The sequence below is a fragment of the Pseudidiomarina halophila genome (genome assembly GCF_003987215.1).
GTDB classification, from domain to species: Bacteria; Pseudomonadota; Gammaproteobacteria; order Enterobacterales; family Alteromonadaceae; genus Pseudidiomarina; species Pseudidiomarina halophila.
Genome location: NZ_PIPW01000001.1, coordinates 130,445 through 150,817, shown reverse-complemented (window position 1 = coordinate 150,817; position 20,373 = coordinate 130,445). Strand labels below are relative to the sequence as shown.

Here is a 20,373-nt window from a genome sequence, read left to right as displayed (position 1 = left end):
AGCCACTAGGATACCTCTTTCTTCCGTTGTGCCAGGCGCTGTTGTCGCCGTTGCTCTTTATCAAACTCGCGCTGCAGCTTCGTACGTGCCCGCAACCCGTTAATTACAAGTACAGCGATAGCAAAAAAACTAATACCAAATGCCAACCAGACATAAAAGCCATAGCCGCCCATTTCAATAAATGCTTGCCAACTATCGAATGCCATTAGGTCCGCTCCGCCTCATTGAGTTCCTTGCCAAATTCATTTTTTACCCATGGCCGGCGCAATTCCTGACGTAAAATCTCATTACGCATACGATGAAAAATAAGCGCTGCGGCCAACAGGCCAAATCCCAGAATCGAAATTAACAACGGAAACAACATACTGTTGGCCATTGGCGGTCGTTCAAATACGGTCAATGTGGCGCCCTGGTGCAAAGTGTTCCACCACTCCACTGAATAGCGGATGATGGGGATGTTAATGACGCCGACCATAGCGAGAATACCCGCCGCTTTGGCACCGTTACGGTTGTCACTAAAGGCATGGTAAAGCGCCAGCACGCCAATGTAGAGAAACAGTAAAATCAGCTGCGACGTCAGCCGCGCATCCCATTCCCACCAGGTGCCCCACATCGGTTTACCCCAAATTGCGCCGGTTGCCAGCGATATAAAGGTAAGAGTGGCCCCGACAGGCGCAATCGCAGCGAGTGCCCAATCGGCCATCTTCAACTGCCAGACACGGCCCACCAGGGCTGATATAGCCAGCGCGACATACAGACTCATCGACAACATTGCTGTGGGTACATGCACAAAAATAATGCGGTAGCTATCGCCTTGCTGATAATCCGCAGGTGCGAACACCAGTCCCCAAACCAGGCCGGCGCCCAGCGTTAGCGCGGCGGCAGCTGCGACCCACGGCAACCAACGACCAAGCAGACGGTAAACAACTTCAGGTTTTGCGTAAGGATGTAACCAACGCCACATGCTAATTCACACTCACTCGTATCGCCGCCGCAACCGCAAAAGGTGCCAACAGCAAGGTTAATAGACTTAGGCCCGTTAATAGTAACACTTGCGGCCACGCAGCTGTACCCACTAACGCCGCTTCCACGGCTCCACTCGCAAAAATCAGCAGCGGGATAAATAGCGGCAATAGCAACAAACTTAACAGCGCACCACCGCGACCGAGGCTGACAGTTAATGCCGCGCCTATCGCTGTTATCGCACTTAAAATCGGAGTACCTGCTACCAGCGTCGCCAGCAGTGTTAGCCATGCCTCGCTGGGTAGCTTAAGTAATAACGCACAGATCGGTGCGAGGATCACTAACGGCAAGCCACTCAAGAGCCAGTGCACCACAATTTTCGCTGCCGCAAGTAAGGACAACGGGTGCGGTGACAAGGTTAACTGCTCAAGGGTGCCATCCAGAAAATCATCGCGGAATAAGCGCTCAGAGCCGAGCAAAGCTGACAATAGCGCAGCCACCCAAATCACTCCAGTGGCAATTCGCCCGAGAATATCCGGACCCGGGCCAACCGCTAAGGGAAATAAGCTCACTACCATCAGGATAAACAACAGTGGGTTCAGAACGTCACTGCGCCGCCGCATGACCACCATCAGATCGCGCCGCATCACTGTGCTGAAAGCTGTCCAACTCGAGGCTTGTGTCATTCGTCGTCCCCGCTAATACGGAGTCGCTGCAGCTGGTCAGGTTGCCAGGTGAGGGATTGGTGTGAGGTCATGATGATCGCGCCGCCTGCTGCAGTATGCTCGGCAAAACGCTGCTGCAACAGTGCTATTCCATCGCTATCAAGCGCAGTGAAAGGTTCGTCTAACACCCATAGCGGTGCAGCGCTGTACCACAAACGGGTCAAGGCTATACGGCGCTGTTGCCCGGCGGATAGCTGCCCCGCGGGCAAATCTTCAAGGCCTAACAGTCCGACAGTGGCAAGCAGCTGCCATGGGTCAACGTCAGCGTACCCGTCTAACCGGGCTTGCAGGGTTACATTTTCAAGCGCGGTAAGCTCGGCTTTAATGCCAGCCTTGTGGCCCATGAACACCAGCTGCGTCCGCCAGTCATCGTGGTGATACTCAACGGTACCGCCTTGCAGCTGCACCAGGCCTACCAGCGCACGCAGCAACGTCGACTTCCCCGCACCGTTCACACCTTCAATATGCAATACGTCGCCATGTTGCAAGGTGAACGAAAGGTCAGCAAACAGTGTGCGTCCGGCACGCTGTGAGACTAGCTGTTTAACTGTTAAAAGGGTCGACATGATGAATAAGCACGACTACCGGGGCAACGTTTTAAGTGCCCCGATAGTAGCACATTCCTTAATTGAAATAGGCTCAATAATCAGAAAATTTCAATCAGAATGTTGTGGACTTCGTTGTGCGACAAGTTCTCAACTATCACTGTGCTTGGTGTTATAGATGCGCTTGCACCTGACAAACTGAAGCTAATACTAAACGTTGAACCGCTTGGAACACCATCGCATGAAAAACTGGACGTACTGTTACCGGTTCCTTTCTTAAGCTCACAGGAAATATTCAAATTCGATACAGAAATTGATAGATTATTAAGGTCGCTCGATTTGCAGGCAACCTCATTTCCTTTGTTATCACGTGTAATACATCGCAAATCACCGGTTACACTGAAGAGCTCCGTTTCTTCATCAACTTGTGAGGTGACCGAAACATTTAAACTACTGGTTTTACTTGATCCAGTGTCGTCCGGGTGAATCGCTTGGTTAGCCAAAATACTCGCATTCCCCGATTGAGACTGCATACGAATTGTTGCGGTGCCATCATCCAATGCTTGTACTCGTCCACGACTATAGGTGCCATAATAATCCTGATCAGGATTGACAATTGTCTGGATCGCTTCGTTTGAAACCTCTGCAACCGCAGAGTTAGTAGATGCCCATTCACCCAGAAGTGTTAGGTTTACTTCATAAAATGGAACTTTTTCTATCCAGTCAGATTCGTTCGCCGCGATTGCAGCTCGCACCGCAGTCAAATGTGAATTACTCATGTCATCCAAGTAAATCGCTCGGCCAATCAATTGATATCTCCCGGGAACTACATTTAAACCTCGTCCGCTTGGTTCAGCTGGAAGTTGTTGACCCAGAACCAATGCTTTAACAACGCTGCGTACATAATCAGAGTAATTTAAATTCGATGCCGAAGAGACCAGAAACTCTGAACTCATCACGGAAACTGCTTCCAGTTGCCAGTCCGGGTAAACTTCAAATAACCCGTTTACCCGGCGTAAACGGCATGATTCCTCATAGGTTTCACCTTGTCCTGCAACTGCTAACCCGCCAACATTCTTAAAGTGCCGGTGATTACCGCTCTGAGTCCTCAATGAATCATTTCGATAAACCACGCCCTCGTTAACAAGCTCTGTATTGTCATGATGATCACGACAACAAATAGAACATAAAGGTGACTGGGATACTTTGGGCTCAGGTATCCCAGTCACTTTGTTATTCACCACGCGACCACCTTCAGGATCGAGCATCAAAACACCATCGATTAATGTCAATCGAGCCGGAGCTTTACCAATACCGTCGACTTGTCCATCAAATTGGCAGGCACAATTTACTGTCGCAAAGTCTTCAATTCGTTGCGTTTGGGTTGCCTGATTGTATGTGACCGTGTTGAAGGATACCTGTAGTCGATCACCTTGTCTTTGTACTTGAGGGGTTGGTTTTGTGGTCTCTTTCACCTGATAGGTATCAGCGGTACCGTCATCGGTGAGACGCACGGCGATAACCTCAGGCGCCGCACCAGGATTATAGGTGACTTGTGGCTGCTCTCTGGCTCCCGGCTGAGTGACAGCGAGCCCGCCATCACGCGCCTGAACAGAAGTAAACCAGCTCTCAACTTCCAGATTCTCACTCGCGCCGCCACGCTCAGTCCAACCTACTGATACCAGAACCGCTTTTGCATCTGGTTCAGCCGGAAGCGGCGTTGGTGCACTTGGGCTGCTTGCCGTCACCCAGGTTCCGGCAACGAAGTATTGGCTGGTTACCGACCAGCTTGAACTAAACTGTTCTCCACTTAGACTTACGGTTTCTGATCCCGCCGCTAAATCGGCGAACTCCTGGAATCTTAATTGCGCGATTTTCCTTTGCGCAACTTCCATTGCAGCTGTTCGTGATGATGCCCGCTCCGACGACTGGATAAACATCCGCTGAAGACTAACCAGCCCCGCGACACCAATCGCTATAATTACCAACGCAACCAATACCTCAATAAAGGTAAAGCCTCTGTGTAGCCGTTTACATGAAGTCATGCCAACTACCTCCTACTCGGTAAACCCTAAGGAATTCACTTTCTGTTGTCATTTGCGATAAAAGGTTACCGTCATAATGAATGGTAAAATTACCGTTTGACAACTCTACCGCTTGATTCATAACCAAAGCGCCATGCACTACTACGGTACCGTTAAGTTTGATGTCATAGGTGCCGTGCGTTGGATCATCAGTTGGTGAAAACTGAAAAACCATTCCATTCACCTCAGCACCACCACCCATGGTGAGGTCGCCGTTGTGAACAATCAGAATCACAGGAGCATCCGGAGAACCGATAGTTGTATTGGCACCAATAGAGCAGGCTCCGGTAACCCAGATAAAACCTGTCGTATTTTGGTCGAGCCCGGCGCAACTGGTAAGTTGTTGTTCGGCACTATTACGAAGTGTTTCCCACTGGCTTTCCGGGATGCCAAATAAGAAATCGAGCAAGTCATCCGGGAAGTTAGGATCCTCATCAAAAATATCAATGTCAAAATCACCATTTTCACTCAAGGTATCAGTTCCACAAACCCCGAACTCGTATTCCTGCTGATTACACGTACTGAATGAACCGCTGCCATCTATATCTTCACCTGACCAGATTGATAAGGGCACACCGTCACCGCCGCCATTAGGATTTGCAACCACCTCGAAACTGCCCGACGCCGTGCTCGCTCCACGAATGGCAAGAGGCACCGTAGGCTCACTTCGTACCAATGACATGACCACAAGGTCCTGAAATACTCGCTTAGTGGCGCTTCCGTCTGCGGAGTTTGCAACGATCTCAACTTCGACAACATTCACCTTACCTCGCGACGTCGTCGGGTAATTTACACTGGCAATTGTCGCCTGATAGGGAGCGCCACCGATTTCGCCGGAAAAGGTGCGGTCAAGGTTCGTGCGATCTTTATCAATTTCCTGGATTACCTGCTCCAAGGCGGCATCGCCAACCATACGAGCTTCCATCAGCGCCATGTGATTGCGCATAATGCGTTGCTCTTGCGCTTTGAATTTTGCTGTGTAAAGCGTCACTAAGATAATAATTGCCAGCAGCAACACTGTTAGTGTTACTGTTACAAAGCCTTTATTACGCATATTACGCAAATTCGTCAGGTTAGAACGCATTTCGAATTACCACCTCAGACACCATAGTTCGTGTAATCTCAGGATCACTCGGAAGGGCAACAGTCATGGTGATAGTGACACGTTGTTCATTCACCAAGTTAATCATTTGTTCAGTTAAAATAAATTCCAGTTCAGTGACTTGTAATAAATCAAGTTTAGTTAACCCCTCCCAACCACCTGCATCGCAGGAATTACTAGCCCTGCGCCGTTGCAAGACCCCCCCCCCGAATAATCTATAGCCAAAATCTTCGTTCGCAGACTGGTACTCCCCATCACTGTTTTCATCATAGCTAAAGACGATACAACTATTTGCTAGCCCATCTGGATTGCTAAAAACCTTCACAGTATCATTAAATGCTGTGCTGGCATTTGCCGGATCATAGATAAGCTCAGCAGCATCAGCGCGGTATCCTGCGCGACGAAGATCACCGACCATAAGATCCATCACGACTGTCGCTTCTTCATTTAGTTGACTTAACTTCAGGCTGCGCGAATTTACCCCTAGCGTATTCGAAAATACCGCTGTTAAAGCCGCCATCAGCAAAAGACCCAACGTGATAGTGATCATCAACTCAACGAGCGATAGCCCATATTGTTTATTCATTATTCACACTCCGGATAATCACCAACACTGCCTGTTTCTTTACAATAATGTACGCGTCCTAACACACTTACAACAACGCGCACTTCAGCTTCGGTTGTACCGCCATCGAGAAGCTGGTAACGCACCGTACCGTTACCGCCTCCAGCCAGTCCTCGTAATCCGTCAAATCGGGTCGATCCCATACCCGAAGCCACGAGAGTGACACCGGAATAATCGTCGCTATTTATTTGCCGTAATACGCCATCAATGCTGCAGTCTTCCGACAGACAATTGCAATCTGCATTTATTGCTACTGCAGCACACCACTTATCACCATTTTGATCCCACACCACGTAACGATCTTCGCCTTTGCGTAATGCATCTGAGCGGGCATATTGCAGAAGCGCATAGGTATCATTAACCGAACCTTTCAAACGGGACGATTTAACCAGGTCGATAAGCATAGGAACTCCCCCTCCCAGCACTATAGACAGAATCACCAAAGTGATTAAGAGTTCCAGAAGAGTAAAACCCGCGAAATTTTTCACATGTCGTATAATTGATGAGCGCATTGCGTTATCGCCAAGATTAGCGTATTTAATAGTGTTAGAGTAATTATTACAGTGTAGTGTAAAAATTCATCATTGACGACAAGGGCAATAAATGCAAGCGAAATTAAAACAGTCCGGTGTAACTCTGATAGAGCTGATGGTGGTTGTCGCGATCATTGGCATCATCGCTGCTGTCTCCTACCCGAACTTTGTTGACTATGTGCGGGAAGCACGTCGTGCTGATGCTATGGGTCAGTTACTGACACTGCAAATGGCGCAAGAAGAACATCGATTGAAGAATCCGGCCTATGCAGATATCGCCACATTGGGTATTACCTTAACCAGCGATTACTATAATTTCTCAGTCACTAATCCGACTGCTGAAACTTATACACTGACAGCGACGGCCAAAGGTAGTCAAGAGAATGACGCTGGTTGCACAACGATTTCCATTAATCAAAACGACCAGAAAACACCGGCGGAATGCTGGGAGCGCTAAGTAGCGCTCCCTAACCACGAAAATGGGCAGGCAAACAGGTTAAAGTTCTACAACTCTTAGTTCGGGGGGAATAGAAAAGGTAATATTCTCTTCGCGACCACTACGCTCGTTTACAGTTTTACCGCCCCACTCCTGCAAGCGCTTAATGACATTCTGTACCAATACCTCTGGAGCTGAGGCACCTGCAGTTACACCGACTCGCTCAACACCAGCTAACCATTCCTGATCAATGCAACTGGCATCATCAATAAGAAATGCGCGGGTACCCATTTTCTCTGATAACTCACGTAAACGATTCGAATTCGAGCTGTTACGAGCGCCCACTACCAGCAGTAAATCAACTTCAGCAGCTAATTCCCGCACCGCGTCCTGACGATTTTGCGTTGCGTAGCAAATATCATCCTTACGTGGCCCCTGAACCTCGGGAAATTTCTCACGCAGGGCATCAATCACATCAGCAGTATCATCAACCGACAAAGTCGTTTGGCTCATATAGTGCAGTTGCGCCGGATTCTTTACTTCGAGCTTAGCGACATCAGCCACGGACTCAACCAGATAAATTCCACCCTCAGTGTTTGAGTACTGGCCCATAGTGCCTTCAACCTCGGGATGTCCCGCATGGCCAATTAATACACACTCATGGCCCTTGCGACTTGCGCGGGTCACTTCCATATGAACTTTCGTCACCAGCGGACAAGTAGCATCAAACACCCGCAAACCACGGTTCTTCGCTTCCAGGCGTACCGCTTGAGATACTCCGTGAGCAGAGAAAATTACGATACTGTCGTCCGGAACTTCTTCCAGTTCGTCGACAAATACGGCGCCGGCATCACGCAGTGAATCGACCACATATTTGTTGTGGACCACTTCATGGCGCACGTAAATCGGTGGCTCAAAAATTTCCAGCGCGCGCTCAACAATAGTGATAGCACGGTCTACTCCAGCACAAAAACCACGCGGATTAGCTAGCAAAATCTGCATATAACAACCTCGAAAGCGCTACTCGATATTAGATATCAGTTATTAGTTGAGTGCTAATTCAGTAGCCAATAACCAATAGCTGATATCCCTTAACGCTTTTGTTTTTTAAGGGTTTACCTCAATAATCTCTACTGCGAAACGTACCCGCTGACCAGCCAGTGGATGATTAAAATCTATCGTCACAAACTGCTCATTAATGGCACGTACGATGCCCGGTAACTCGGTCCCGCCCGGCTGGGGAAAGGTGAAAATCTGACCTTCCTCAGGACGCTCGGCAAACTTTTGCGTCTCTACCTGATAATAGTTGTCTTTGTTCGGCATGCCAAAAGCATCTTCCGGCGCCAGTTCGAACTCACGATCGTCACCCGCTTTCAAACCCACCAGGCAGGCTTCAAAGTTTTCCGTTAGCGAGCCATCACCAACGCGAAATTTTGCAGGCTTACCCGACATTTTGGTGCTATCAGCAACCGAGTCGTCGGTAAGCTTGATAGTAAAATGCAAAACCACTTCCCTGCCATGTTCAATAGGGAGACGACTGATCATGCTTGCTGCTCCTGGCGTTGTTCAAAAAAGGCTTCCAATAGCATTAACACCGCGCCGATGGTAATCGCCATGTCGGCGACATTGAACGCCGGCCAATGCCAGTTATCAATGTAGACATCAATGAAATCGATCACATAGCCGTAAACCAAACGGTCAATAACGTTACCCACAGCTCCCGCCAGTATCAGTGCAAAGGCTAAGTTCTGGCGCCACATGTTAACCGGGTTACGGCGTAACCAAATCAGTAAGATGGCACTGACTGCGATGGCCAGTAAGGTAAATAGCCAACGTTGCCAGCCCCCCTGATCACTCAGGAAACTAAAGGCTGCGCCAAAATTTTGTACGTAAGTGAAGTTCAGGTACGGCATGATTTCGATACTTTCGTACAAATCAAACACGCGGATCACCCACTGCTTGGTCACCTGATCAATAATAATCAGCGCCAGCGAGAGCCACAGAAACTGCAGCCCGCTAAAGCGTTTCTTTATATCGGATTTTTGCTTAGGCAAAATGACGCTCCTCACCAGCTCCGTCAACATTGGTTACACAGCGCTGACACAGCCCCGGATGCTCAGCAATGGTGCCTACTTCCGGGCGATGATGCCAGCAACGCTCACACTTTTCATAGCTGGTTTTCGCTACTTTTACCAAGAGCCCGGCAACATCAGTTTTAGTTGCTTCATCTGGCGCCGAGTCAGCGTTCGCCACTGACACCGCGGAAGTCAGCAGTACAAATCGCAGCTCTTCACCCAAACGGTTTAACTGCGCTACTAAATCAGGTTTTGCGTATAACGTGACTTCAGCCTGCAATGAACCACCAATAACATCGTCACGACGGGCCTGTTCCAGTGCCCGGTTTACTGCATCACGAACTTCCAGCAGCTGTTGCCAGAAGGCGTTATCCGCTTCACTTACGGTAATCTCTGCTGCATCACGGTACCACGCCTCGGTAAATACATAGTCGCTACGTTGCTCACCTGCGCTGTTGTGCGCTGGTAGTGCAGTCCAGATTTCCTGCGCAGTAAAGCTACAAATCGGTGCTAACCAACGAACCAGTAACTCCGAAATATGATACAGCGCAGTCTGGCATGAACGTTGTGCAACGCTATCCCGTTTAGCTGTATATTGACGGTCTTTAATCACATCTAAATAGAAGCTACCCAGCTCAATTGAGCAGAAGTGCATTAACTTTTGCACCACCACATGGAACTGGTAATCGTCATAAGACTGCAACAGCTCCTCTTGTAAGGCGACCGCACGGGCTACAATCCAACGGTCCATTTCGACCATCTGGTCCACCGGAACCGCATGTTGGGTTGGGTCAAACGCATTAATATTCGACAACAAAAAGCGTGCGGTGTTACGGATACGCCGGTAGCTGTCCGCTGAGCGCTTAAGGATCTCATCGGACACGGTCATCTCACCGGAATAATCCGTTGCTGCGACCCACAGACGTAAAATATCGCCACCGAGCTTATTCATGACTTCTTGCGGTGCCACTACGTTGCCGATTGATTTCGACATTTTTCGACCCTGCCCATCCACGGTAAAACCGTGGGTAAGTACTTGCTTATACGGAGCTTCTTTGTACATCGCCACGCCAGTCAACAGCGAAGACTGGAACCAGCCCCGGTGTTGATCCGAGCCTTCCAGATACAAATCCGCCGGCCACTGCAACCCCTGGGTTTTGTTTAACACCGCTTCGTGCGTGACACCTGAATCAAACCAAACGTCAAGGGTATCGGTAACTTTGCGATAATCTTTAGCTTCATCACCGAGCAATTCTTCCGGTTCTAAATCAAACCACGCCTGGACACCGTCTTTTTCGACACGTTTGGCGACTTCTTCCAATAATTCTAATGTGCGTGGATGCAATTCATCGTTGTCACGACGGACAAATACGGCAATTGGGTTACCCCAGGTGCGCTGCCGCGAAATACACCAGTCAGGACGGCCATTAACCATACTTTCGATACGGCTCTGACCCCATTCAGGCACCCAACGCACCAGTTTTATCTGCTCCAGCGCCTTGGCGCGCAAACCTTGCTTATCCATGCTGATAAACCATTGTGGCGTGGCACGGAAGATGATCGGCGTTTTATGGCGCCAGCAATGCGGATACGAGTGGTTGTACGCTTCATGGTGTACTAAACGACCAGCGTCCTGCAACGCATCAACAATATTGGGATTAGCTTTCATCACGTGCTGTCCGGCAAACAACGGAGTATCGTCTTTATAGACACCGTTATCCGCTACCGGGTTATACACTTCGATGCCGTAACGCTGACCGACCAGAAAGTCGTCCACACCATGGCCAGGCGCGGTATGCACACAGCCGGTGCCCGACTCTGTGGTCACGTGTTCACCCAGGATCAGCGGCACCTCAATGTCACTATAGAGCGGGTGCTTCACCTTCATATTTTCCAGAGTTTCACCTTTGGCAAAACCCAGTTTATGGTAGTCATCAATGCCCCAGCGTTCCATCGCAGAAGTAACCAGATCGTCGGCTAACACAAAACGTTGCGCCGGTCGCTCGTCAGATGCTTCGACCTGCACCAACGCATAATTCAGCGACGGATGCAGTGAAATCGCGCGGTTCGCCGGAATGGTCCAGGGCGTGGTAGTCCAGATCACTACACTCACTTCACCTTCCCCGGCGTGCTCCGGCGGATGATTAAATGCCTCAACCAGTTGTGCCTGATCCACCGCAGCAAAACTCACATCGATCGCCGGCGAGTGCTTGTCCTGATATTCAACTTCAGCTTCGGCCAAAGCAGAACCACAATCGGTACACCAGTGCACCGGCTTGAAGCCTTGCTGCATGTGACCATTAGCGATGATCTTACCTAACGCACGAATGCTGTCGGCTTCCTGCTTAGGATTCATGGTTAAATAGGGGTTATCCCAGTCACCAAACACACCCAGACGTTTGAAATCTTCGCGTTGTTGTTCAACCTGTCCCATCGCATAGCTGCGGCACTTTTCACGGAATTCGGCAATCGACAACTTCTTACCGGGTTTACCGTGTTTTTTCTCAACCTGCAGCTCAATTGGCAGACCATGACAGTCCCAACCAGGCACATAGGGAGCATCAAAACCACTTAGGGTTTTGGCTTTAACGATAACGTCTTTAAGGATTTTATTGACCGCGTGGCCAATGTGAATCTGACCGTTCGCATACGGAGGGCCGTCATGCAAAATAAAGACCGGCTGACCCGCTTTAGCAATTCGAATTTTGCCGTACAGATCGTCGGCATACCACTGTTGCAACATTTGCGGCTCGCGTTGCGCGAGATTACCACGCATCGGAAACTCGGTTTCCGGTAAATTCAGCGTGTGTTTGTAGTCGGTCATTGTTGTCGATTCCTATTGTATCTGAGATCAAAGGCGTTATTAGTTATCAGATATTAGTTATTAGATGAGAGCGCAACCAATAACTAATATCTGATATCTAGTAACGCTCTGGATTTTACCTGGCGTTTTCGGCGTCCTGGGCGATTTGCGCTTTTAAAGCGGCAAAATCGCTGAATTTCTGCTCTGCGCGAATAAACCGCGTCGGCGTCACTTTTAACTGTTGACCATACAAATCGCCGGCGAAATCGAACACATGCACCTCAAGTTGCACCTGTTCGCCATTTAGCGTCGGTCTGCGACCAATATTAGCAACTCCGGGGTACTCTGCGCCATCCTTAGTTGCAACCTGCACGGCAAAAACTCCCCGTAATGGAGAATGCAATCGTTTGAGCTTGATATTCGCTGTCGGGAAGCCAATCGTGCGGCCTTTTTTTTCACCGTGGACCACGCGTCCCTGAAACGCATAGGGCCGCCCCAGCATGGCCGCAGCATCAGCAAAATCACCCTTACTGAGCGCCTGCCGAATTGCGGTACTACTGACCCGGCGTTGCTGTTGCCGGTAACTGTGGGTATCGACCACCTCAAAACCAAGTTCTGCGCCCGCTTTTTGTAACAGCGTAAAATCACCTTCCCGGCCGCGGCCAAAGCGAAAATCATCGCCTACTACCAGGAATTTGACGCCCAGCTGTTCGACCAGTACACGCTCAATAAATTCACGTGCCGGTAAGCTCGCAAATTTCCGGTTAAACTCGATGACGATATGTTGATCCAGTTCCTGATCCCGCAACGCCAGATGCTTTTCACGGAAGTTCGTCAGCCGCGCCGGCGCTTGCTCCGGCTGGAACAGCTCCTGCGGTTGCGGCTCAAACGTCATCACCGCAGCTGATACACCCCGTGCCAACGCCTGAGATTTAACTTGCGCAAGCACCGCCTGATGACCTAAATGCACACCGTCGAAGTTACCGATGGTGAGGACGCAGCCGCGTTGCTCGCGGGCAATATTATGGATTCCACGAATTAATTGCATAGCTCTCGAGGATTGTGCCGGTATCTGTGACCGAATTTGTACAAGAAAGCCGCGATTATAGCAGGCTCAGCAAGTGGTAACCAGACACTAAGGATGCATTAAAACAAGATCAAGACGTCGAACACCAGGATCCTGCTTTGTGTTAGCGCAGCTTCACCCGCAAAACCAGCAGGCTGACTAAATAAAGAGCCGCCGCCGCGCCGATTAATTGCGTTAATTTCCAGATCCGGGCAGTAAGTTCAGCAGCCAGCCACCAGTCGCGGGCAGGAGTAAAGTACAGCAGCAAGGCGATCATCGCGACCACCGCCAGGGTAACTTTTGCAAAATAGGTTAAGGTTCCCGGGTAGCGCTTAAGTACCCCATCGCGCCATAGGTTGTAGCCCAGCAGACCAGCATTAACAAAAGCTGACAGCGAAGTGGCGATGGCCAGTCCTACATAACCAAAGGGAATGGCAAAGATTACGTTGAATACCATATTGGTAACCATGGCAATAATGCCGTACTTGACCGGCCGTCTGGTGTCCTGGCGCGAGTAAAATCCGGTTGCCAGAACTTTTACCAGCATAAAGCTCAATAAGCCCGACCCATAAGCAAACAAACTGTAAGACGCCAGCCGTGCATCTTCAGGGGTGAACTCGCCACGCATAAACAGCACCATCAACATCGGCTCAGCCAGCATAATCAGACCCGCCATAGCTGGCAGCCCCAACACCACCACGGTACGGATCCCCCAATCCAGCGTGCGACTGAATTCTTCTGACGATTTATCCACGTGGCGGGAACTTAGCGCTGGCAAAATCACCGTCGCAATCGCAATACCAAATAACCCCAGCGGAAATTCCAGCAAACGGTCGGAGTAATAGAGCCAGCTAATGGAACCACTCATCAGAAACGACGCGATCAACGTATCGAACAGCAAATTAATCTGGCTCACCGATACGCCAAACATCGCCGGAATCATCAGTTTCCGAATCTTAGTGACGCCCGGATCGCCCCACCCCCAGCGCGGCCGAACCAACAGCCCCGCGCGTTTTAAAAAAGGAATTTGAAACAAAAACTGTACCGCGCCACCAACGAAAACACCCCAGGCCAATGCGAACTCAGGATTTTCCATCTGCGGACCCAGCCACAGCGCAAAGACAATAATAGCGATATTCAGGAACACCGGCGTAAACGCCGCCACCGCAAATTTGCCGAGAGTATTTAAAATCGCGCCAGCCAGCGCCGTAAAGGTAATGAACCACAAATACGGGAAGGTAATCCGCAACAAATCGGACGCAAGTACAAACTTATGGCCTTGCGGCCCACCATGGTACCAATCAAGAAACCAACCAGTACCAAATAATGCCGCAATAATCGGCGATCCAACCACACCCACCAGCGTGACAATGGTTACCAGAGTACCCAAAGTGCCTGAAACCCGGGCAATTAAAAGGCGTTGCTCATCAATATCCTTGCCCCGTCGGTACTCAGTAAGCACCGGCACAAACGCCTGCGCAAACGCCCCTTCAGCGAACAAGCGACGCAGAAAATTCGGAATTTTGTTGGCGAAAAAGAACACATCAGCCGCAGCTCCCGCCCCCATCAGGTTAGCGATCACTACATCACGCACCAAGCCCATGACGCGCGAGATAAACGTCATAGCGCTAACGATAATCCCTGATTTAGTTAAAGATTTAGACAAGGAAACCCCGTTCTTCGTTATTCGTACGCTTCGCTGTTCGTACGCTACGCTGCTCGTTGCTTTATTGCTGCAATAAGCGCATTTAACAGTTGATATGTTCGTGATAATAAATGATTTTCGTACGCCCGAATATAGCCAAGTCGGTAAGCGATTTGCAATTGTGTCTCAAGTTCAGCAAGTGACCCCCGGGCAATATATAAGAATCTCAAGAAGTCCTTACGCGAACCACGTTGAGAACCCTCGGCAATATTACTAGGTACACTGACCGCGCTCCTTTGCATTTGACCTGCCAGGCCAAATTTTTCATGGGCCGGAAATGAATGAGTTAGCTGATAAATTTCACAACACAACTCAACACTCACCTCTTTAACTAACAGTTTTCTGGTCATGTTCCACCATCCATGGGTTTGATGTTTAATCGAACAGCATAGCGTACGAACAGCGAAGCGTACGAATAACGAATAACGCTTTTCACTCTTGACTTTCATTCCAAAAACAGGCATATTCCCCGCCCTATTAAACCAATGCACACAGATAACGAATTTTAGGAGTTCACCTTGGCTAACATTAAGTCTGCTAAAAAGCGTGCGGTACAAGCGGAAAAGAACCGTCGCCATAACGCGAGCCGTCGCTCAATGATGCGTACCCAGTTGAAAAAAGTAATTACTGCGATTGAAGCAGGCGATAAAGCGGCTGCCCAGCAGGCATTTACTGGCCTTCAACCGATTCTTGACCGCTACGCAACTAAAGGCCTTATCGGCAAGAATAAAGCAGCTCGTCACAAGAGCCGCTTAAGCGCGAAAATCAACGCGCTGTAAGATTCCTTTTGGGGTCTGACATCCTTTTATAAAAAAACCGGCCCCGCTGCCGGTTTTTTTATGTCTTCCAACAACGTCTCCGTAGCTCAGCTGGATAGAGCAGCCCCCTCCTAAGGGGCAGGTCGCAGGTTCGACTCCTGCCGGAGACGCCATTACCAAAACTTGCTAAGTTTCAAACACTCTGTTAAAAAAACTGCATAACAATTAAACGATGTAGTCTATGAGTGATTTGCAACAGCTGTTTCAGCAAGCAGTTCAGGCGTTCCAGGCGGCGCAGTTTAGCGCAGCGGAGCACCACTGTAGAAAACTTCTGCGTTATAACGCCAAACATGCAGATGTTTTGCATCTCATGGGTTTAAGCCTGCAGCAACAAGGCCAGGCTAAAGCGGCCGCAAGCCACCTGAACAGCGCGCTAAAATACCAGCCACAGCATCACGCCTCACGTAAAACACTGATTGGCCTGTATATTGATAACGGCCAATTTGAGTTGGCGCAAAAACATTGCCAACTGCTGCTCGGCCAACAATCTCAGCAACCAGAGCCGTACTTTTTGCTGGGCAAACTTTACCGCAGCATGGGACGTCTGGAACAAGCCTTAAAAGCCTTACTCACGGCAAGACAAAACCTGGCACAGCCATCGCCACTCATTGATTACTTACTGGCCTGCGTCTACTACGATCTCGAAAAGCACGACGAAACCGAACGGCTGCTGCAAAATCTGGTCACCCAATTGCCCGAGTACATCGATGCGCATATCGCTCTTAATAAATTGTATTGGGAGCATGGGCCGCAAGCTAAGTTTTTGCTATCACTTGATGACGCCCTGGCTCGTGTACCTGATTCCCGCGCACTGCATTACAGCAAATGTGCACATTTGCTTATGGCGAATCGCGCAGAAGATTGTCTGCGAACCTGCAGCCAGGCACTGGAGAAATTCCCGGACGCTGCAGAGTTTTCTCATTTACAAGGATCAGCCTTGTCACGCTTAGAACGCTATACTGAAGCCTTGCAGGCCTATCAGCAGGCGGTTGAGGCACAGCCGGACGTATTGAGGCATCGTATTGATTACGCTACCTCGTTAATGCGTCAGGGCGACTTTGCTAAAGCGTTACCGCAGTTCCAGGCGGTCGAAAAATTTCATCCGCGCAGTCAGGAGATGCTGGCATATAAAGCATTGTGTTTGCACGCACTCGGTGATGCTGAAGCGGAAAAACTCAACAACTATCAGGATTTCGTCAAAATTATTGCGTTGGAACCGCCGGAAGGCTACGCCGATCGCGACACCTTTATGGCGGAGTTAGGGCAGACCTTGCAAGGCTTGCACAAAACCAAACAACAACCGCTGGATCAAAGTGTTCGCAACGGTACTCAAACCGTCGGTAATTTGTTTGCTCAACAGGCGCCGATCATTGGTGAATTCAGAGCCATGCTCGAAGCCGCTGCGGCAAAATACGTCGCCACCCTGCCCGACGATGCCAGACATCCGTTTTTACAGCGCAAAAGCCACGGCACGCGCTTTACCGGTGCCTGGTCAGTGCGTCTTAGCGAAAACGGCTTTCACTCCAATCATGTGCATCCGGAAGGCTGGATTTCCTGTTGTACCTACATTCAACTGCCGCCACAGGTGCAAGCTGATGATCCCCAGCGTGCGGGTTGGATCAAGTTTGGTAACTCCGGACTACCATTACCGGGTATCGAAGCACAGGAATACGCGGTCTGTCCGCAGGTAGGCTACTGTGTATTCTTCCCCAGCTACTTCTTTCACGGTACAGTCCCGTTCCATGGCGACGGAGTGCGCATGACAGCGCCGTGCGATATTTCGCCTGCCTGGTAAAGACCTATTTCGGCAGAAAAGCCTGATAATTGCGCCAGCGCCCCGACGAGCTTTGATAAAGCGGCTGACGCACCTGCCATACGCTGGCGGTACGGACACTGTTAGCACGTTGGTGGAAATCCAGACACTGCTCCTGCCAGTCCAAACCAAGTCCACGTAATACTGCGCCAAGCTCGCGCTCGGGGTCCACCACCAGATCATCGTAATCAACCACCTGTAAGTGATCGCCGAACACAGTTTGCCAGTGGGCAAGCAGCTCACGCTCCATTTCCATGAACGCCAGAATATCTTCGAAGCGGTTGGCATAGGACATAGCGGGGCCAAGTCGGGTAAAGTAGACCGAGAGGGCATTATCCAGTGGCTGGCGTCGGGTGACGATAAACTTCGCTTGCGGCAACACCTGCTTGATGAGACCCAGCAACCAGATCGTATCAGGCCGCTTATCGGTAAAATAACTTACTTCGCCAAGTCGCTCACGCACAAAGTTTAAATAGTCAGAACCAAGTTGAGCCAGCTCTGCATTACTCTGCTGTTGCAAAAATCCAGACAGCCCCTGTGTTTCGATCCTGCGCCATAATCGCGGGAAAAACTCCAACTCACCGCCCGAAACAATTTCCGTATGGGCGCCGAGCATTTGCTCCACCAGCGTCGAGCCGGAACGGAACATGCCACAGACAAAGACCGGCCTCATGCTCTCACAGCCCTCCGCAACAGCATCGGCAGCAGCTTTAGAAACTGCGAAAGGCGCACTAAATTCTGCGCGCAAAGTGTTAAGCAACGCACGTTGTTTGTCCGCGTCCCACGCCGGCATGGTGGTGGCATTCCACTCATTCGCTTGCTGATAAAACTGCCAGGCCTCGGCATAAGCCTGGCAGTCGTTGAACAACTTACCTAAGGCATAAGCGGCATCGATACGCTGCGTAAGGGGCAATCGCGGTTCTTCGACCAATTGCTTCAGCTTTACAATCAGAGGGTCATCTGCGGCTTCTGCGCGGTGCACGTCAGCGAGTCGCACATAAGCCATAGCAAAGTCAGGAGCCTGTTTAATCACTTCGGTGAAATACCGTGCAGCGGCGACTTTATCACCGTTCTGTTCATAACAATTCGCCAGATTATAAAGCGCTGGAACATAGCCGGGCTTTACCTTAAGCGCCGCGGTGAACGCTGCTATCGCCGCATCATTTTGTAATAGGCCTTCGTTATAGATCACGCCAATATTGGTGTGCACCTCTTCAGGCTGACTGATACCCAGCGCTAATGCCTGCTGATAATGCTCGATGGCCTGCTGATAATAGCCCGCGGCACGGCAATAATAGCCACAGTTAAACTGCGCACCGGCGTGTTGAGAGTGGTGACCAATAAACTCAAGGTAGATATCGGCTGCACGCTGAGTAGCGCCGGCTTGCAGCGCCAGCGCCGCAACCTGATCGAGCAGGTTCAGTTGTTCTGGTGCTGCAACAAGGCGCTGATAACCTGCCTCTATTTGTTGCGATTCTGGCGTTGCCAAAGCACTTATACCTTTTCCGTCAGGGCTTGCTCAAGCGCCTGCAGCTGCTGCTGGTACGGTTTGCTGTGGCCGATTCCCTGACGATACAAACGCGTAATCAAAGGCTCGCCACGCGCTGTGGTCGCAGTTGGCACCTGTTTTACGAAGTCCGCTTGTTCCGCTGCTGCCTGCAAGCCACAAAATTCCAGCACAGCCTGCTGCGTCGCGTCGTTGTCTTTTATCATGGCTTCATAAGAGACCGTCAGTAACTCGTCGCCTAGCGTCTGTTGCCAGGCTTGCATAACTGCCTGATAGTGAGCGTAATAATGTCCTAATTCGCTTTGCTCGTAGGCAAAGGCGTAGCGATCAGCGAACAAGGTACGGTATATCGACCAGCAGGTATCCAGCGCATCGCGTTGCACATGAATAATCCTGGCGTTCGGCAGTGCTTTTTTTAGCATCCCACAGTACAAAAAGTTAAACGGCAGTTTGTCTACCACATAACTGTGGCCATCAGCGACTTCCTTGAGACGGCGCAAATAGGCTTTACCCAGTTCACTGTAGTTGAGTTTAGTGATAGCTTGCGCGCGCGAGGCGTCCGGGTGTTCGTTCAAATAGGTACTGATCGCGTCGCCAAGCAGCTGCGGAAAATCCGGGAACTCACCAGCAGATTTCACCTCTGGATGTGCATGCAGGTACCGCTCAACTAAAGTTGCGCCACTGCCGGGCATACTGACGATAAAAATCGGCGTAACCGCAGCCTTGGTCGTTGCGCGTCCCGAGGTTTTCCACTGCTGCGCTACCTCAACCATTTGTTTAAGTGCCTGCAGCTCCGCCTCTTCATTATAAGGCGTAATCTTTTTTTGTAGAGAATTGCCCTTGGTTACCGCGTCAAATGCCTGCTCGTGCTCGTTTAAATCATCGTATTCTTTGCCCAGCGCGAACCACAATGGCGTATCTGCAACCTGATCGGCGCGAGCTCGCTCAGCAAGTTCGGTTACATGGTTTTTTGCTTTGGTTTGCTTGCGCAATAACGCCCGCACATAAAATGCCATGCTGGGCGCTTTTTCATGTTCGCAAACCGGCATTAAGGTCTTCTCAGCAGCTTTAGGCTTATTACAAAACCACTGATTTAACGCTTCATCGAAGGCTAATACCGGATCATCTCCGTGCGCCTCGCGCAACGGCGCAAGTAACTTTAACGCCTGCTCAGGTCGATCCAGCTGGGTGTAAAAACGCGCCAACTGCTGTTGGTAACCTTTATTCTCTGGCGCTATTTTTTGCGCCTTTTCTAACGCTTTGGCGAGCTCTTTTCGCTCACGCAAACGATTGAGTAAATGCAATCGGTCGATATAGAACGCTGCCTGATTGGGCACTAACTCAATCGCTTTATTAAGATGCGCCAACGAGCTACGCAGTTCGCCGGTCTGATGATGAACCTGAGCCGCTAAGTGAACAATTGCTGCCGACTCCGGAGCAAGCTCTACTTGTTGATCAATATAGTCGCGTGCGGCTTGCTGTTGGCCGCCTTTTAGCAGCGCATTAATGTACTGGCCGAGTTGCTGAACCGAAGGAACTTCTGACTGCTCTTTCATACTTACTTTTCCTATAA

Annotated in this window: 20 protein-coding genes, 1 tRNA gene and 1 pseudogene; 4 read left to right on the top strand and 18 right to left on the bottom strand. The window is 50.1% G+C overall.

The window, feature by feature from the left end:
* Positions 1-5: 5 nt before the first annotated feature.
* The 9 genes and pseudogenes from ccmD to CWI69_RS12375 all read right to left on the bottom strand — a co-directional run.
* Positions 6-206 (bottom strand): heme exporter protein CcmD, encoded by a 201-nt coding sequence (ccmD, locus tag CWI69_RS00610; protein WP_126760962.1) that lies wholly within the window; start codon positions 204-206, stop codon positions 6-8.
* Positions 206-964 carry a heme ABC transporter permease gene (locus CWI69_RS00605; RefSeq protein ID WP_126760960.1) on the bottom strand — a complete coding sequence of 253 codons (759 nt, stop codon included), beginning with the start codon at positions 962-964 and terminating at the stop codon, positions 206-208. Before CWI69_RS00605 ends, ccmD begins: the two co-directional genes overlap by 1 nt.
* 1 nt (position 965) lies before the next feature.
* Positions 966-1,649, bottom strand: a complete 684-nt coding sequence (ccmB, locus tag CWI69_RS00600) for a heme exporter protein CcmB (protein ID WP_126760959.1) — start codon at positions 1,647-1,649, stop codon at positions 966-968.
* Positions 1,646-2,254, bottom strand: a complete 609-nt coding sequence (gene ccmA, locus CWI69_RS00595) for a cytochrome c biogenesis heme-transporting ATPase CcmA (RefSeq protein ID WP_126760957.1) — start codon at positions 2,252-2,254, stop codon at positions 1,646-1,648. Before ccmA ends, ccmB begins: the two co-directional genes overlap by 4 nt.
* A gap of 80 nt (positions 2,255-2,334) precedes the next feature.
* Positions 2,335-4,278: a prepilin-type N-terminal cleavage/methylation domain-containing protein gene (locus CWI69_RS00590; protein ID WP_126760955.1), complete on the bottom strand. Its 1,944-nt coding sequence runs from the start codon at positions 4,276-4,278 to the stop codon at positions 2,335-2,337.
* The gene (locus CWI69_RS00585; protein ID WP_126760953.1) at positions 4,265-5,401 is read right to left on the bottom strand and encodes a hypothetical protein; all 1,137 of its coding nucleotides are present in this window, start codon (positions 5,399-5,401) and stop codon (positions 4,265-4,267) included. The genes CWI69_RS00590 and CWI69_RS00585 overlap by 14 nt, the downstream gene beginning before the upstream one ends.
* Complete coding sequence (locus CWI69_RS00580; protein ID WP_126760952.1) at positions 5,391-6,005, bottom strand: PilW family protein; 615 nt, start codon at positions 6,003-6,005, stop codon at positions 5,391-5,393. Before CWI69_RS00580 ends, CWI69_RS00585 begins: the two co-directional genes overlap by 11 nt.
* Complete coding sequence (locus CWI69_RS00575; protein ID WP_241971006.1) at positions 6,005-6,448, bottom strand: GspH/FimT family protein; 444 nt, start codon at positions 6,446-6,448, stop codon at positions 6,005-6,007. The genes CWI69_RS00580 and CWI69_RS00575 overlap by 1 nt, the downstream gene beginning before the upstream one ends.
* Positions 6,449-6,460: 12 nt before the next feature.
* Positions 6,461-6,556: pseudogene (locus CWI69_RS12375) on the bottom strand (prepilin-type N-terminal cleavage/methylation domain-containing protein); the annotation flags it as partial.
* Between the two features lie 91 nt (positions 6,557-6,647).
* Here CWI69_RS12375 and CWI69_RS00570 point away from each other — a divergent pair.
* Positions 6,648-7,034: a type IV pilin protein gene (locus CWI69_RS00570; protein ID WP_126760951.1), complete on the top strand. Its 387-nt coding sequence runs from the start codon at positions 6,648-6,650 to the stop codon at positions 7,032-7,034.
* A gap of 39 nt (positions 7,035-7,073) precedes the next feature.
* On the opposite strand, the gene ispH is transcribed toward CWI69_RS00570, so the two are convergent.
* From ispH to CWI69_RS00535, 7 genes are all read right to left on the bottom strand, one after another.
* Entirely contained in the window at positions 7,074-8,015 is a 942-nt protein-coding gene (gene ispH / locus CWI69_RS00565; protein WP_126760950.1) for a 4-hydroxy-3-methylbut-2-enyl diphosphate reductase, read from the bottom strand.
* Positions 8,016-8,120: 105 nt separating this feature from the next.
* On the bottom strand, positions 8,121-8,555 hold the full coding sequence (fkpB, locus tag CWI69_RS00560; protein ID WP_126762760.1) for an FKBP-type peptidyl-prolyl cis-trans isomerase: 435 nt from the start codon (positions 8,553-8,555) through the stop codon (positions 8,121-8,123).
* Positions 8,555-9,067 (bottom strand): signal peptidase II, encoded by a 513-nt coding sequence (gene lspA, locus CWI69_RS00555; RefSeq protein WP_241971005.1) that lies wholly within the window; start codon positions 9,065-9,067, stop codon positions 8,555-8,557. Before lspA ends, fkpB begins: the two co-directional genes overlap by 1 nt.
* Positions 9,060-11,912, bottom strand: coding sequence for an isoleucine--tRNA ligase (gene ileS, locus CWI69_RS00550; protein WP_126760948.1), 2,853 nt, complete (start codon positions 11,910-11,912; stop codon positions 9,060-9,062). Before ileS ends, lspA begins: the two co-directional genes overlap by 8 nt.
* Positions 11,913-12,027: 115 nt before the next feature.
* On the bottom strand, positions 12,028-12,939 hold the full coding sequence (gene ribF, locus CWI69_RS00545; protein ID WP_126760947.1) for a bifunctional riboflavin kinase/FAD synthetase: 912 nt from the start codon (positions 12,937-12,939) through the stop codon (positions 12,028-12,030).
* Positions 12,940-13,081: 142 nt separating this feature from the next.
* Positions 13,082-14,623: a murein biosynthesis integral membrane protein MurJ gene (gene murJ, locus CWI69_RS00540; RefSeq protein ID WP_126760946.1), complete on the bottom strand. Its 1,542-nt coding sequence runs from the start codon at positions 14,621-14,623 to the stop codon at positions 13,082-13,084.
* A 44-nt stretch (positions 14,624-14,667) separates the two neighbouring features.
* A complete protein-coding gene (locus CWI69_RS00535; protein WP_126760945.1) occupies positions 14,668-15,012 on the bottom strand; it encodes a four helix bundle protein in 345 nt (114 codons plus the stop codon).
* A gap of 168 nt (positions 15,013-15,180) precedes the next feature.
* On the opposite strand from CWI69_RS00535, the gene rpsT reads away from it, so the two are divergent.
* From rpsT to CWI69_RS00520, 3 genes are all read left to right on the top strand, one after another.
* Positions 15,181-15,441: a 30S ribosomal protein S20 gene (gene rpsT / locus CWI69_RS00530; protein WP_055438433.1), complete on the top strand. Its 261-nt coding sequence runs from the start codon at positions 15,181-15,183 to the stop codon at positions 15,439-15,441.
* Between the two features lie 75 nt (positions 15,442-15,516).
* Positions 15,517-15,593, top strand: a tRNA-Arg gene (locus tag CWI69_RS00525).
* A 68-nt stretch (positions 15,594-15,661) separates the two neighbouring features.
* Positions 15,662-17,275 carry a 2OG-Fe(II) oxygenase family protein gene (locus tag CWI69_RS00520; RefSeq protein ID WP_126760943.1) on the top strand — a complete coding sequence of 538 codons (1,614 nt, stop codon included), beginning with the start codon at positions 15,662-15,664 and terminating at the stop codon, positions 17,273-17,275.
* A 4-nt stretch (positions 17,276-17,279) separates the two neighbouring features.
* Here CWI69_RS00520 and CWI69_RS00515 read toward each other — a convergent pair whose 3' ends face one another.
* Together CWI69_RS00515 and CWI69_RS00510 are read right to left on the bottom strand one after the other, a co-directional pair.
* Entirely contained in the window at positions 17,280-18,782 is a 1,503-nt protein-coding gene (locus CWI69_RS00515) for a tetratricopeptide repeat-containing sulfotransferase family protein (protein WP_126760941.1), read from the bottom strand.
* Between the two features lie 5 nt (positions 18,783-18,787).
* Entirely contained in the window at positions 18,788-20,356 is a 1,569-nt protein-coding gene (locus tag CWI69_RS00510) for a tetratricopeptide repeat-containing sulfotransferase family protein (protein WP_126760939.1), read from the bottom strand.
* Positions 20,357-20,373: the final 17 nt, after the last annotated feature.